This is a genomic window from Gallaecimonas kandeliae, assembly GCF_030450055.1.
GTDB classification, from domain to species: Bacteria; Pseudomonadota; Gammaproteobacteria; order Enterobacterales; family Gallaecimonadaceae; genus Gallaecimonas; species Gallaecimonas kandeliae.
The window spans coordinates 2,067,105-2,080,800 of the sequence record NZ_CP118480.1 but is presented as its reverse complement, the minus strand read 5'-3'; the positions used below and the strand labels follow the sequence as shown (position 1 = coordinate 2,080,800).

Below are 13,696 nucleotides of genomic sequence, written 5' to 3'. Positions count from 1 at the left end.
GCTTTTTTATGGGCCTGACAGCGGCAAGCAAGGTGCCTGGCCCTTGGGATCAGATGCTGTCGATGATGTCACCGACCTTGTTGGGATCTATGGTGAACTCGGGCCGGCGCTGCGTTTTGGCCTGCTCCTCCTCGATGAGCCAGAAGGGTTGGCGTTTGAAGCCGATGTGGTAGGCCACGGCCTCCAGCACCACCTGGTGTTCGCCGATGCGCAATATGGAAAAGCTGCGTTCCATGCCGAGGATGCGTCCCTTTGGGGCTTCGCTCAGGCAACGGTTGATCAGCCTGAGCTTTTCCTGGTTTTCCTCTTCGCTGGGTATGGACTGGGGGTCCACTGTGCCCACCACTATGCGCTTGACGTAGCTCACTTCGGACAGGTCGAAGGTGTTGACCGTACTGTTACCGGGGATCACCGGAACCTCCTTTATCCACGCTGTTTAAGGCCTAGCCCCCTTGGGGGGTGGTGGCCGGCACAGGGGCTATGGTCTGTTGCAGTATGTCCATCACCCTGGACAGCCCTTCAGGGGTCCCTGTCTGCTTGGCCGTGACCCGCACCGCATACTTGGCCGAGTTGTCGCTGGCGCGCTGGGACTGGCTGCTGGAGGAGATGGAACCACTGACCTTGACGCTGACCTTGAAGGGGCCGATGCTGCCACCCCCGGAGGCCGAGAAGGCGGCTGCCCTGTCGGACTTGTTGGACTCGGAATAGGACGACTTGACCTCCATGTTGAAAGAGACATCCACGTTGTCTACCTGCAGGGTCGGCACGGAGATGATGGAAATGAAGGGCACGCTGAGGTTGTAGTCGGTCTTGACTATTTCGACCGAGCCGTCGGCTTTGCTTATCTGTTCCGGTTTGGAAAAGGCAAAGTCCACCATGCGGACCTTCTTATTGTCGTCAAAACCCACTTGGGAGATGAAGTCCGAGGTGGCCTTGGCCAACATGATCTGGGAATTGCAGGCCGCGCTGAGGGGGCCGCCGATCAGGTTGTCCATGGGCAAGCCTTGGAACTGATCCGACATTTTCACTAATTCATCACTCATTGTCTTTCTCCTACTGTCGTCAAGTTAGAAGAGCTTAAGAAGGTGACTGTTGAGTTTGATGTAACCTTCCGGTGGTTCTCCGCTTTCAAAGGTGATCTTCACCTTGGCGTTTCGGTTTTTACTGCCTCCGAAAAGGGAGCCACTGAACAGCTCAGTGGCCATGAGTCTTTTCCTGGCGCGCCCCCGCAGGCTGTTGCTGCTGGTGGTGTCCAGCAGGTTGTTCTTGGGGACCGCCTGCTCTTTGGCGGCCACCTCTTCCACTTTGCCCACCATCTCCAGCGAGACGTCGAAGTCGACGGTCATCTCCTTGATCTTGATGGGGTTGATCTGCAGAAGTGACAGCAGGGGCACCTCTACCACCCTGTCCTTGGCCAAGTTGCCTTCGCCCTCGTCCACCAGGTGCAGCCCCTGTTGGGGAACCCGCACCCGCACTACCTCGGGGTTGCCATCGCCGTCGAAGTACTGGCTGATATTGAGCAGGTTCTGCTTTTCTATCTCGTCCTGGGCGTTGGCAACGGAGGTCATGATGGCCTCCACCAGATCCTGTAATGTCATGACGCCTTCCTGTCAGTCTTTATTGATTGGCCTGGCCTCCCCGACTTCCAGCGGGGCTATGCAGAGGTGCAGTATGTCGAACAGCCTGGACAGGCCCTCAGGGGTGCCCATCTGCTTGGCCTGCAGGGAAACCTGGTAGGTGCTGGTGCTGTCGGTCTTATGGCGGGTGACGGCCCCCACTATGGTGGATTTCTGGCGGGGCTTGAGGCTGTCCTTTAACGGCAGTTGGCTGCCGTCCTGCTCTGGAAGCTCGCTGCTCAAGGCCGCCTTGACCTCCATGGTGAAGTCGATGTTGGCGCTCTCCACCTGCAGGGTGGGTACGCTGACCAGGGCGATGAAAGGCACGCTTACCTTGTAGTCCTGGAGCACCTGGCTCACTGAACCGTCGGGTTCTTCTCTGGTCAGGGGGCGCTGGAAGGTGAAGTCCAGCATGCGGATACGGCGGTTCTCGTCGAGCCCAACCGATTCGATGTAGTCGCGCATGGAGGCGGCCAGCATGGCCTGGCCATCGCAGATGGCCGAGAGGGGAGCGCCTATCAGCTGCTCCATCGGTAGCCCTTGGAATTGATCCTTCATAACAGCTCCTTGTCGCTGTTCCTTTACCCTTGCCATCCCTGCGGAACCCGAGGCAGACGAAGTATAGGAGAGCATGGCGCTTTGTCACGCCGGGAGGGAAAAGCACAGGGAACGCCGGGACAGGCCCGCTTTGGGCTAGAGTTAGGGGGATGTTGCTGTAGGGTTGTAGTCCGATGAAAATGTCCGCCGAAGCGCTGGAGTGGTCCAGCGCACCGCCCCTTGATGCCTCTCTCCCTTACGTTTTTACCAACGGTTTGCTATTCAACGGACTGAACAGCCAATGCGGTCACTGTGGTAGCCGGATCCCGCCGCCCGCCATGCGCGGGCAGTTGCACCGGCTGGCCGACGACCGCTGCCTGATGGTCGCCAAGGGGTATTGTGAGGCCTGCCGCAGCCTGACCTGCTTCAACTTCGTCATTGAAAGCAGCGACCCGCCGAAGATCCACAACCTGGAGATGGCGCCGGCCGCCCAGCGGCTGTCCTAGTCCTTCAGGCGGGCGGCCAGCAGGCCCTGGAGCAGGGCCTCGTCTTCGATGGGGGCGGGGTCGATAAGCTCGATACGGCTGTCGCCCTCGACTCCCAGCTCGGTGATGGCGAGAGCCCCGTCCACGGCGTTGAAGGCCATCATGCCCTTCTCGGTCATCAGCACCGCCTTGAGGCGTAGCACATCGAAGGCGCTCAAGAGGAACCACAGCTCCCGAAAGTCAAAACAGACACCGGGGGCGAAGAGGAAGCCCAGGCTGTGCATGCCGTCCTGGTGCTGCTGGCGGCGAACGAAAAGCTCGCCCTCCGGCACTTCGAGGTTGGCCGGCAGCACGGCCGGCTGGGCTGGCGCCTCGGCCTTGACCAGTTTCTGCCGCACCGGCCTGGCATTGCCCTCAAGGGCGGCCGGGGGCACCTGCCCCTGGGTCAGCCAGAGACGGTCTGCGGTGAGCCCCAGTTCGTCGGCCAGGGCATAGGCCTGCTCCTGGGTGGGGCAGCCGGGGAGGTCTGTCTTGTTGAAGACCAATACGTCGGCCAGGGCCAGCTGCTGGCGGTAGGTGTCGTTATGGCGGTAGCGGGCATCCAGCAGGGCCTGGGGGTTGACCAGGCAGAGGCTGGCCCCCAGGGCCAGTACCCCCTGATACTGGCTGGCGGCCAGTTGTTCCAGCAAAGTGGCGGGGTGGCCGAGGCCTGTGGGTTCGATGAGCAGCACATCCGGGCGCTGCTCGCGGATGAGCTGGTTCAGGGCCACCTGCATCGGCAGGCCCTGGGCGCAGCAGATGCAGCCCCCCGGCACTTCGCGGATGGCGGCGCCGCTGGCGGAGAGCAGGGCACCGTCTATACCTATTTCCCCGAACTCGTTGACCAGCACCGCCCACTTCTCTGTGGCCGGCTTGCTGGCCAGCAGGTGGCGGATGGTCGTGGTCTTGCCGGTGCCGAGAAAGCCGGTCACCACATGGGTGCGGATGGGGGCCTGGAGTTTCATGCTTTCCACTTCAGCAAGGGGGCCATGCTGCCATCCAGGGCGACCAGCAGGCGGCAATAGACCACCTCGAACTCGTCATCGTTGCCCACCAGGCCAACCTGGATCTCGGTGAAGTTGTCGGCGGCGAAGGGGCCGCCCAGCTCCTGCATCCAATGGGCGCCGGGAAGCACCGCCTCAACGGCACCGCGCTCTTCGAATTCCAAGGTGATATCCACCAGATCTTCCGGTGGCAGCTTGTCGGCGGCCTGGGCCAGGAACAACTCGTAACCCCAGTCGATGGCATCGTCGATGGACATAAACAGCTCCTTGATAACGAGGGGCTATTGTCGCGCAAAACGGGGTTGGGGTGGGGGCTTTTATCGCCGCTTCCGAAAAGTGCCATCCATGGCAGACGGAAGACTAAACACCAGGGAGAAAAACGGTGTTAGAGCCAATCTAGTCCTGGCTTGGCCCCGCCAACAGGGCAAGCGCTGCTTCAAAGTTCCGGCGAATGCTTGCCAGTGCGCTGTTGTGACGGTCAGGCTTTTGGGCCGATAATGACCCCACGCCAGCCAGAGCCTAAGCCCCATGACCTACCCCCTAAGCCAACTGCTCAAAGACGCCGAGGAACGTGCCCGCCAGTCTGGCCGGCAGTGGACCAGCCAGAGGGCCGACGTGCTGAGGGTGATGGCCGACCAGGCAGGCCCCGTTACCGCCTACGAGCTGCTGGACGCCATAAAGGTGGTGCACCCCAATCCCAAGCCCGCCACCGTCTACCGGGCCCTGGAGTTCTTCATGGAGCTGGGGCTGGTGCACAAGCTGGACTCGGCCAACCGCTTCGTGCTCTGCCAGCATCAGCATGGCCAGTTGCACCACAGGGCCCAGTTCCTGATCTGCGACGACTGCGGCCAGGTCAAGGAGATCCCGGTGGCGCCCAAGCTGCTGGCGGCCTTGGAAGAGCAGGCGAGGGTGCAAGGCTTCCAGATGGCCGGCAAGGGCCTTGAAGTTCACGGCCGCTGTGGCCAGTGCCGGCAACGCCACTGACAGCCCCTGCGACAGTTGGCCGATAAATGGCCGAACGCACTGAAGTCCCTCAACAAATTGCTACGTTGGTCGTTATAGTCCTGGACGGACCTCTATTCAGGATGTGCCATGAGAACGAACCTGCCGGTGACCGGCCGCGAGCGCACCTTCGGCGCCAACACCAAGCTGATCTCCACCACTGACCTCAACAGCCTGATCACCGACTGTAACGACGCCTTTGTCGATGTCAGCGGCTTCGCCCGGCAAGAACTCATCGGCCAACCCCACAACCTGGTGCGCCATCCGGACATGCCCCCCGCCGCCTTCAAGGTGATGTGGGAACACCTCAAGGCCGGCAAGGCCTGGATGGGCCTGGTCAAGAACCGTTGCAAGAACGGCGACCATTACTGGGTCAATGCCTATGTTACCCCCATCACCGAAAACGGCAGGCTGGTGGGCTACGAATCGGTGCGCAGCTGCCCCAGCCGCGAAGACGTGGCCAGGGCCGAAAAGCTCTACAAGGCCATAGGCACCAGGGATGTCAGCGAGCGGCGTTTCCGCTTCGAACCCCAACTGGTGGCCATAGCCCTCGCCGTCGCCGTCATGCTGGCCTTCTACGCCCTCGGCTGGCGCCTGGCCGCCGAACTCTGGGTGATGCTGGCCTTCGCCGTCTACAGCCTGTGGAGCCGTTTCAAACGTAACGCCATCTTCCAGGGGCTTTCCGATCTGCTGCCCGGTGCCTTCAGCCACGACCTGGCAGTGCAGACCTACACAGACGACAAGGATCTGCTGGGTCTGCTCAAGGTCAAGATCCTGGCCACCAAGGCCCATCTGGATACCGTCATGACCCGCATCGAGGAAGCCTCTGCGAAGGTGGCCAGCCAGTCCGGGCAGGGACTCAGGCAGTCCGAACAGGCCTGCGAGCAGATGCAGCGCCAGCAGCAGGAGACGGAGCAGGTGGCCACCGCCATGCACCAGATGACCACCACCATCAGCGAGGTCTCAGAGCACGTGCAGACCACGGCCAGCAAGGCCGAAGAGGCCAACCGCCTGGCGGGCGAGGGCCGGCAGGTGGCGGGGGTGACCCGCGGCTCCATAGAGCAACTCAAGACCACGGTGGACGCCATCGGCGGCTCTGTGACGGCGCTGTCGGAGCAGAGCCACAGCATCGCCAAGGCAGCGCAGATGATCGAGCAGATAGCCGAGCAGACCAACCTGCTGGCCCTGAACGCCGCCATAGAGGCGGCCAGGGCCGGTGAACAGGGCCGGGGTTTTGCGGTGGTGGCCGACGAGGTGCGCCAGTTGGCCAAGCGCACCCAGGATTCGACCCAGGAGATCCACCAGATCATCCATGCCCTGACCCAGCGCGCCGAGGAAGCGGTGCGGGTGGCCGACACCGGCAAGGTGGACGCCGAGCAGGGCCTGGAGCGGGTGCGGGAGGCCGAATCCATGCTGTCGGGCATCTCGGAAGCGGTGGGCAGCATCGCCGGCATGTCCTTGCAGATGGCCGCCGCCGTGGAAGAACAGGCCCACGTGGCCGAAGAGATCAACCGCCAGGTGGTGACCATAGCCGGCCTGGCCGAAACCAGCCTGGGCCAGGCCGAGGCCAGTGCCGGCAGCGTCCGCGAGCTGCGGGACGTCTCCGACCAGCTCCACGAACTGGTGGTGCGCTTTCGCCGTTGAAGGTGCGGCGGACAAACCTCAACAAAAAAGGCGCCCTGGGGCGCCTTTTTTCTTTGCCTTGGTTCAGCGGTTGCGGCCAAGGATGCGCAGTATGCGCAGGAAGAGGTTGATGATGTCGATGTAGAGGGCGGCGGCGCTGTCGATGGCGTTGTCCACCGTCTTGGGAATGGCGTTGGCGCGGCCCCAGTCATAGCCGATGTAGCCGCAGAAGATGAGGGCCACTATCCAGTCGAGGATGCCGTGGTGCATCTTGAAGATGAAGATCTCCACCAGCTCCACCACTATCACCAGCAGCAGGGCCAGGGTCAGGGCGCCGCCAATGCGGGCGAAGAAGGCCGGGAACAGGGTGCCGAGGGCCATCATGCCGACGGTGACAAAGCCGGTGATGCGCACCGCTTCGGCCACCACTTCCGGGTTGTAGCCCGCCACCACCAGATTGATCACCAGGCCGAAGGGCACCACCACCAGGTTGTAGCCGATGAAGCTCACCAGGGGATTGTCGGACTTGCGGAACAAGTAGATGCCGGCGAAGCAGGAGGCGAAGTAGCCGAGGAAGAACACCCAGGGGTTGATGCCGGCGATGCTCCGGGGATCGATGTTGGTCACCATCCACCAGTTGGCGAGAAAGCCCCAGCAGAGGGTGAGGCCGATGATGAGGTTGTAGAGGGGGGCGCTGATCAGCTGGTCGCTGGTCTCGCGGCGGTCGAAAACGCTGACGTCCATGTAGTCTCCTGGTCGGGTGCCTGACGGCGACATGCCGTGGGCCGATACTGACGGCGGCGAAGGAGGCTGTCAATTGGCCGGTGCCCCTAGGGCACCGGCCTTGCGTCTCGGCAACTAGTTGCCGCCAAACTGGCGTTCTGGGTGTCAGGGCCCAGTTGCAGGGAAGGGCTTTGCTGGAAGCTGGGGTCGAGTTTGAGCATGGTCTTTCTCCTTGTGGTTTGATTTGACGAGAAAAACCACGCAAGGCCAGGGCCAGGACGGCGTTTTTGCACCCTTTTTCCCCATTTGCCTTTTTGTTCCTTATCCTTGCCGGATCGCCGACAATAGCCCTTTGCATTCATGAAGATGGAACCCCGAATGTATCAGGATTTCGCCGCCGAACTGGCCTGGGCCAGGCGCCACATGCCACGCACCGCCAAAGCCTTGGCGGCTCTGCCTGATCTCAGCCAGGTGCGCCTGGCCTGCAACATGCACCTGGATCTCAAGATGGCGCCCCTGGTGGAGGGGCTGATCGAGCGAGGCGCCAAGCTGTTCCTGACCACCTGCAACCCGACGACGGTGCAGGATCAGGTGGTGGCACACCTGGTGGCCAAGGGCGCCGAGGCCATGGCCTGGCGCGACATGAGCGATGCCGACTGGTCCGCCTCCTTCGACGCGGCCCTGGCCTGGGGGCCGACCCATCTTTGCGAGATGGGCGCCGACCTCACGGCCAGGTTGCACCAGTTTGCCGACGGCCCTGCCATCAAGGCGGGCCTCGAGGCCACTGGGTCTGGGATCAGCCGCCTCGGCGGTGTGGCACCCCGCTACCCCATCTTCAACTGGGACGATCTGCCGGTAAAAGAAGGGCTGCATAACCGCCACATGGTGGGGCTGACCGCCTGGCACACCTTCTTCCAGACCACCCACCTGACGCTGCATGAAAAGACGGTGCTGGTGATCGGCTACGGCCTGGTGGGCCAGGGGGTGGCGGCTTCGGCCAAGGCCTACGGCGGCCAGGTGCTGGTGGCGGAGACCGATCCCGCCAGGGCCCTGCAGGCCCGCTACGACGGCTGGCCGGTGGTGACTTTGGACGAGGCCGTGGCCAGCGCCGAGGTGGTGGCCACAGCCACCGGCGCCAAGCATGTCCTCGGCCGGCAACAGCTTGCCGCCATGAAGGACGGGGCCTTCATTCTCAACGTCGGCCATGTGGCCGAGGAGATAGAGGTGCCTTTCTTGAAGGCCCATCCCCACAGCCAGCCCATGCCCTTCGTGAACGCCTATGCCTTGCCGGGCCGGACCCTTTACCTGCTGGCGGACGGCTCCATGTTCAACCTCACCGCCGGCTACGGCGACAGCCTCAACGCCTTCGACGTCACCCTGGCGGTGATGGTGGCCGGCATAGGCCATGTTGTGGGGGCGGGGCAGGGGGCCGAGCCCGGCCTGCATCTGCTGCCGGAGCCCGCCTGGCGCGCCGTGCTGTGATAAAAAAAAAACCGGGGCTTGCCCCGGTTTTTTTATCGCGCAGCGCTATTTACCAGGGTTGGGGCCTGGAGCCCTTGGCGCCGTAATAGGCGATGTAGAGGTAGCAGAGGGCCGGCAGGGTCAAGGCCAGTTGCAGACCCAGCACATCGACCAGGGTGCCGGTGAGCAGCGGCACCACGGCGCCGCCGACGATGGCCAGGCAGAGCACGCCCGAGCCCTGGCTGGTGTGGCGGCCAAGGCCCTGCAGCGCCAGGCTGAAGAGGGTGGGGAACATGATGGAGTTGCAAAGACCCACCGCCAGCACGGCCCACATGGCGAGGGCCCCCTGGCCTGTGATGGTCAATGCCAACAGCACCACGGCGGCCAGGGCGTTGAAGGCCAGCACCTTGCCGGCGCGGATATGGCGCATCACCAGGGCGCCGGCGAAACGGCCCACCATGGCGCCGCCCCAGTAGTAGCTGACGTAATGGGCGGCATCGCTCTCGGCCAGGCCGGCGATGTTCTTCTCGCCCAGGAAGTTGACCAGCAGGCTGCCGATGCTCACCTCGGCCCCCACGTAGACGAAGATACCCAAGGCGCCCAACACCAGGTGGCGGTACTGCCAGGCACTGTGCAGGCCCTGGTCGTCGGCCTGGGACTGCTGGGCTTCCTGGTCACGGACGTCGGGCAGTTTCAGGGCGGCGAAGATGAGGGCCAGCAGGGCGAAGGCGCAGGCCAGCAACAGGTAGGGGAACTTGACGCTGTCGGCGCCGCTACCGGCGGCGCCGAGGATCAACAGGGCGCCGAACCAGGGGGCCACAGTGGTGCCCAGGGAGTTGAAGGCCTGGGTCAGGGTCAAGCGGGCCGAGGCGGTCTCCGCCTTGCCCAGCACTGTCACATAGGGGTTGGCCGCCACCTGCAACAAGGTGACGCCGCTGGCCAGGATGAACAAGGCGCCCAGGAAGAGCACATAGACCTTGTAGCTGGCCGCCGGTATGAAGAGGGCGCAGCCCAGGGCCGCCAGCAACAGGCCAGCCACCAGGCCGCCCTTGTAGCCGATGCGCTTGACCAGTTTGCCCGCCGGCAGGGACACCACGAAATAGGCGCCGAAGAAGCAGAACTGGATCAGCATCGCCTGGGTGTAGTTGAGGCTGAAGACGCTCTTGAGGTGGGGGATCAGGATGTCGTTGAGACAGGTGATAAAGCCCCACATGAAGAAGAGGCTGGTCAAGGCCACCAGGGCGAAGCTGTGCTGCTGGTGGTGTTGGGCAAGGGGGCGGGTTGAGTCCTGGGGCAGTGCTCCGGCCACGGCGGCTTCCTCGTCGTTGTCGTTGTGATAATGGCCGGCCTTTGGGCCGGCGCGAGAAGGAGCCGCATTCTGGGCGGCCCCCTTCGGCGCTGTCAAATTGACATTGACGTAAACTAACGCATTTTTGCCTGAGCGGTCCTGAGAGGCTGGCCAGCGGCAGCAGGTTTTTGAGAAATGTTGATGAAATAAAACAACAATGGGTCAATCCTTGCCCAGGCTGGCGAAGCGCCCCCGGGTCAGGGCGCAGAGGGCCTCTGGGGCCAGGGCCAGCTCCAGGCCGCGGCGCCCGCCGCTGACGTGGATGACCTCGAAAGCCTTGGCGCTGTCGTCGAGGAAGAGGGGCAAGGCCTTCTTCTGGCCCAGGGGACTGATGCCACCCACCACGTAACCTGTGGCCTTCTCTGCGTCATGGGGCGGCGCCATCTGGGCCTTCTTGGCGCCAGCGGCTTTGGCCAGCAGCTTGAGATCCAGCTGCCGGTGCACCGGCACCAAGGCCACCACCAGCTTGCCGTCATCCAGTTTCGCCAGCAGGGTCTTGAAGACCTGCTCCACCGCCAATCCCAGGACTTCGGCGGCCTCCAGGCCATAGGCCGGGGCCTTGGGGTCATGCTGGTAGCTCAGCACCTGGTGGGGGGTCTGGGTCTTTTGCAGCAGCACTATGGCAGGGGTCATAACAGCACCTGATCCTTGGGCTCCAGTTGGGGCGGCAGTTCGGTCTCGTCCAGCAGGGACCGCAGATTCACTTCGATATTGCGGCTGATGGCGTCCAGGGGCAAGTCATTGGGATCGGCGTCGAAGGGATCTTCTATCTCGTCCCCCAGGGCGTCCAGGCCGAAGAAGGTATAGGCCAGCACCAGCACCAGCAGCGGCGTCAGGTAGCCCACCGAGTCCACCAGGCCGAAGGGCAGCAGCAGGCAGTAGACGAAGACGGTCCTGTGCAGCAGCAAGAGGTAGGAATAGGGGATGGGGGTGGTCTTGATGCGCTCGCAGCCGCCGAGGATGTAGGAAAGCCGCGTCACCTGGTCGTCGATGCGGGCCATCAGATCCGGCGCCACCTTGCCCTGGTGGCTAAGGGCCGCAAAGCTTTTGGCGGTGAACAGCAGCACCTTGTTGGGCCTGTTGGGGGCGGCCTCGACGGCGGCCAGCTCCCCGGCCGGCAGCAGGGCCGAGAGATCGGTTGGGCCGTCGCCGCGCAGGTGGTCTTTCAAGGCATGGACGAAGGCCAGCAGCCGGTAGATCTGGGCCCTGGCCTGGGTTTGGTCGACGTCGGCGGGCAGGGACAGGGCCTGGCGGGCCAAGTTGCGACAGACGATCAGCAGTTCGCCCCACTGGTTGCGCCCCTCCCAGAAGCGGTCGTAGCCGACGCTGTTGCGAAAGCCGAGGAAGATGGCGAGCGGCAGGCCCATCAGCAGGAAGGGGGTGAAGCTCAGGGTCACCTTGTAGTGGTAAAGCCAGCCGCCGGCCAGGGTCACGGCCACCGACAGCAAGGTCACCAGCAGCAGCCGGCCGCGGATCTGTTTGAGCACAGAGCCCTTGTTGGAGAGCAGCAGTTTGAAATGGGACTGGTGGCGGGGTCTGATGATCATGAGCGGGCCGGGCCTGGGGAAAGCGCCATTGTTCCACAAAGCGCGGCCATAAAAAAACGGCCCCGGAGGGCCGTTTTTGGCGAGCGGTGTCGTTATTCCACCAGGCCGCGGCGCTTGAGCAGGGCGTCTGTGGTGGGTTTTTGGCCGCGGAAGTTGATGTAGTCCTGCATCAGATCCTGGCTGTTGCCTTTGGAGAGGATCTCTTTGCGGAACTTGTCGCCGTTCTCGCGGGTCAGGCCGCCGTGGTCCTTCATGTAGGCGAAGGCGTCAGCGGCGAAGACTTCGGTCCACAGGTAGGCGTAGTAGCCGGCGCTGTAGCCGCCAGACCAGGTGTGGCTGAAGTAGGCGGACTTGTAGCGCGGCGGTACCGGCGCGTAGTCGATGCCGTGCTTGGCCAGGGCCTGGTGTTCGAAGGCCTCGATGTCCTTGATCTCGGTGCCGGCCGGGATGGAGTGCCACTCCATGTCCAGCAGGGCCGCGGCCAGGTACTCGGTGGTGTCAAAGCCCTGGTTGAACTTGTGGGCCGCCAGCACCTTGTCCAGCAGTTCTTTGGGGATGGGCTCGCCAGTCTTGTAGTTCTTGGCGTAGTGGCCGATCACCTCGGGATTGATGTCCCAGTCCTCGTTGAACTGCGACGGGAACTCCACGAAGTCGCGGGCGGTAGCGGTACCGGCCAGACTCGGGTATTTGACGTCGGAGAAGAGGCCGTGGGCAGCGTGACCGAACTCGTGGAACATGGTGGTCACTTCGTCGAAGGTCATCAGGGTGGGTTGGCCTTCGGCGGGCTTGGGAATGTTCAGGGCGTTGTAGACCACCGGACGGGTGCCCAGCAGGCCGCTCTGGGTCACGAACTCGTCCATCCAGGCGCCGCCGTTCTTGCCGGTACGGGCATAGGGGTCGAGGTAGTAGAGGCCGATGGACTTGCCGCCTTGGTCGAAGACTTCGAAGGCCAGGACGTTGTCATGCCAAACCGGCAGGTCCTTGCGCTCTTTGAAGGTGATGCCGTACAGCTTGTTCATGGCGTAGAAGAGGCCGTCGTGCAGCACTGTGTTGAACTCGAAGTAGGGCTTGACCTGGCTTTCGTCCAGATCGTACTTGGCCTTGCGCACCTTCTCGGCGTAGTAGGCCCAGTCCCAGGGCTGCAGTTCGAAGTCGCCGCCGTCTTTCTTGATCTCGGCCTGGATGTCGGCCGCTTCGGCCTTGGCCTTGGCTACGGCTTTGGGGGCCAGGTCGTCGAGGATGCCGTAGACGGCGTCCGGGGTCTTGGCCATCTGGTCTTCCAGCACGTAGGCGGCCCAGGTGGGGTAGCCCAGCAGCTTGGCCTTCTCGGCGCGCAGTTCGGCTTCCTTGAGGATCACGGGGCCGTTACTGCCCATGGCACGGTGGGCGGAGGTTTCCCAGATCTTCTGGCGCAGCTCACGGTTTTCCAGGCTGCCGAGGATCGGCTGGCGGGTGGTGTTGACGAGGCTGATCAGGTAGCCCTCTTTGCCGGCGGCCTTGGCGGCGGCGGCCAGGGAGGCGATTTCGTCGTCGGCCAGGCCGGCCAGTTGGGCCTTGTCGGTGACCAGGATCACGTCATCCTTGAAGGATTTCAGGATGTTCTGGCTGAACTCGGTGGACAGCTTGGCCAGCTGGCTGTTGAGGTCGCGCATCTTGGCCTTGTCGGCGTCGGAGAGCTTGGCACCGGCGCGCACGAACTGCTTGTAGTAGAAGTCCACCAGGCGTTGGTCTTCAGCGCTCAGGCTGTCCTTGGTGTTGTAGACGGCTTCAACCCGGGCGAACAGCTTGGGGTTGAGGTAGATGTTGTCTTCGTGCTCGGAGAGCTTGGGCGCCATGTCGGCTTCGATGCGCTGGAACTGCTCGTCGGAGATGAGGCCGGCCAGGTTGAAGAAGGTCTTGGCAACACGGGTCAGCAGCTCACCGGTCTTTTCCATGGCGACGATGGTGTTGTCGAAGGTGGGGGCGTCGGCGTTGTTGGCGATGGCGTCGATCTCAGCCTTGTGCTCTTCGATACCCTTGGTGAAGGCCGGCTCGTAATCGCTGGTCTTGATCTTGTCGAACTGGGGAGCCTGGTCCTGCAGGGGGCTCTTCTCCATCAGCACGTTGGTGGCAGCGGCAGGAGCGGCTTTCACAGTGCTTTGCTCGGCGGCGGGGGCCGGAGCCTGGGTCTGGGTTTTCTCGTCTTTCTTATTGTCAGAACAGGCGCTGAGGGCCAGGGCCGCTGTGATGGCGGTGGCGATGAGGGTCTTGTGCATTGGGGTCTCCCTTGGGTGTTGCTGCGTCCTTCCTTGTTTTTCTTGACGAAAGGTGC

The 13,696-nt window shown here is 63.1% G+C and carries 15 protein-coding genes; 4 read left to right on the top strand and 11 right to left on the bottom strand.

The window, feature by feature from the left end:
- Positions 1-49: 49 nt before the first annotated feature.
- Genes PVT67_RS10260 through PVT67_RS10245 form a run of 4 tightly spaced genes read right to left on the bottom strand, consistent with a single transcriptional unit; the run spans position 50 to position 2,174 of the window.
- Positions 50-412, bottom strand: a complete 363-nt coding sequence (locus PVT67_RS10260) for a hypothetical protein (protein WP_336407726.1) — start codon at positions 410-412, stop codon at positions 50-52.
- Between the two features lie 31 nt (positions 413-443).
- Entirely contained in the window at positions 444-1,043 is a 600-nt protein-coding gene (locus PVT67_RS10255; RefSeq protein WP_301493429.1) for a DUF2589 domain-containing protein, read from the bottom strand.
- A gap of 24 nt (positions 1,044-1,067) precedes the next feature.
- On the bottom strand, positions 1,068-1,598 hold the full coding sequence (locus PVT67_RS10250) for a DUF2589 domain-containing protein (RefSeq protein WP_301493427.1): 531 nt from the start codon (positions 1,596-1,598) through the stop codon (positions 1,068-1,070).
- 12 nt (positions 1,599-1,610) lie between these two features.
- Positions 1,611-2,174: a DUF2589 domain-containing protein gene (locus tag PVT67_RS10245; RefSeq protein WP_301493425.1), complete on the bottom strand. Its 564-nt coding sequence runs from the start codon at positions 2,172-2,174 to the stop codon at positions 1,611-1,613.
- Positions 2,175-2,347: 173 nt separating this feature from the next.
- Here PVT67_RS10245 and PVT67_RS10240 point away from each other — a divergent pair, with 173 nt between their 5' ends.
- The gene (locus PVT67_RS10240; protein ID WP_301493424.1) at positions 2,348-2,659 is read left to right on the top strand and encodes a hypothetical protein; all 312 of its coding nucleotides are present in this window, start codon (positions 2,348-2,350) and stop codon (positions 2,657-2,659) included.
- On the opposite strand, the gene PVT67_RS10235 is transcribed toward PVT67_RS10240, so the two are convergent.
- Both PVT67_RS10235 and PVT67_RS10230 read right to left on the bottom strand, forming a co-directional pair.
- Positions 2,656-3,642 carry a CobW family GTP-binding protein gene (locus PVT67_RS10235; protein WP_301493423.1) on the bottom strand — a complete coding sequence of 329 codons (987 nt, stop codon included), beginning with the start codon at positions 3,640-3,642 and terminating at the stop codon, positions 2,656-2,658. The genes PVT67_RS10240 and PVT67_RS10235 overlap by 4 nt on opposite strands.
- Complete coding sequence (locus tag PVT67_RS10230; RefSeq protein WP_301493422.1) at positions 3,639-3,938, bottom strand: DUF440 family protein; 300 nt, start codon at positions 3,936-3,938, stop codon at positions 3,639-3,641. Before PVT67_RS10230 ends, PVT67_RS10235 begins: the two co-directional genes overlap by 4 nt.
- Positions 3,939-4,209: 271 nt before the next feature.
- Between PVT67_RS10230 and PVT67_RS10225 the strand changes: the two genes are divergently transcribed.
- Together PVT67_RS10225 and PVT67_RS10220 are read left to right on the top strand one after the other, a co-directional pair.
- Positions 4,210-4,665, top strand: coding sequence for a Fur family transcriptional regulator (locus PVT67_RS10225; RefSeq protein ID WP_301493421.1), 456 nt, complete (start codon positions 4,210-4,212; stop codon positions 4,663-4,665).
- 108 nt (positions 4,666-4,773) lie between these two features.
- A complete protein-coding gene (locus PVT67_RS10220; protein ID WP_301493420.1) occupies positions 4,774-6,327 on the top strand; it encodes a methyl-accepting chemotaxis protein in 1,554 nt (517 codons plus the stop codon).
- Positions 6,328-6,390: 63 nt separating this feature from the next.
- Here PVT67_RS10220 and PVT67_RS10215 read toward each other — a convergent pair whose 3' ends face one another.
- Positions 6,391-7,050 carry a Bax inhibitor-1 family protein gene (locus PVT67_RS10215; RefSeq protein WP_301493419.1) on the bottom strand — a complete coding sequence of 220 codons (660 nt, stop codon included), beginning with the start codon at positions 7,048-7,050 and terminating at the stop codon, positions 6,391-6,393.
- 357 nt (positions 7,051-7,407) lie between these two features.
- Between PVT67_RS10215 and PVT67_RS10210 the strand changes: the two genes are divergently transcribed.
- Positions 7,408-8,511, top strand: coding sequence for an adenosylhomocysteinase (locus PVT67_RS10210; RefSeq protein ID WP_301493418.1), 1,104 nt, complete (start codon positions 7,408-7,410; stop codon positions 8,509-8,511).
- Positions 8,512-8,560: 49 nt separating this feature from the next.
- Here the strand turns inward: PVT67_RS10210 and PVT67_RS10205 are convergent, their stop codons facing one another.
- The 4 genes from PVT67_RS10205 to PVT67_RS10190 all read right to left on the bottom strand — a co-directional run bounded on the left by PVT67_RS10205 (position 8,561) and on the right by PVT67_RS10190 (position 13,640).
- Positions 8,561-9,895, bottom strand: a complete 1,335-nt coding sequence (locus PVT67_RS10205) for a sugar MFS transporter (RefSeq protein WP_336407725.1) — start codon at positions 9,893-9,895, stop codon at positions 8,561-8,563.
- Positions 9,896-10,000: 105 nt separating this feature from the next.
- Positions 10,001-10,471 (bottom strand): Cys-tRNA(Pro) deacylase, encoded by a 471-nt coding sequence (ybaK, locus tag PVT67_RS10200; RefSeq protein ID WP_301493417.1) that lies wholly within the window; start codon positions 10,469-10,471, stop codon positions 10,001-10,003.
- Positions 10,468-11,385, bottom strand: a complete 918-nt coding sequence (locus PVT67_RS10195) for a bestrophin family protein (protein WP_301493416.1) — start codon at positions 11,383-11,385, stop codon at positions 10,468-10,470. Before PVT67_RS10195 ends, ybaK begins: the two co-directional genes overlap by 4 nt.
- A gap of 92 nt (positions 11,386-11,477) precedes the next feature.
- Positions 11,478-13,640 (bottom strand): M3 family metallopeptidase, encoded by a 2,163-nt coding sequence (locus PVT67_RS10190; RefSeq protein ID WP_301493415.1) that lies wholly within the window; start codon positions 13,638-13,640, stop codon positions 11,478-11,480.
- Between the last annotated feature and the right edge of the window lie 56 nt (positions 13,641-13,696).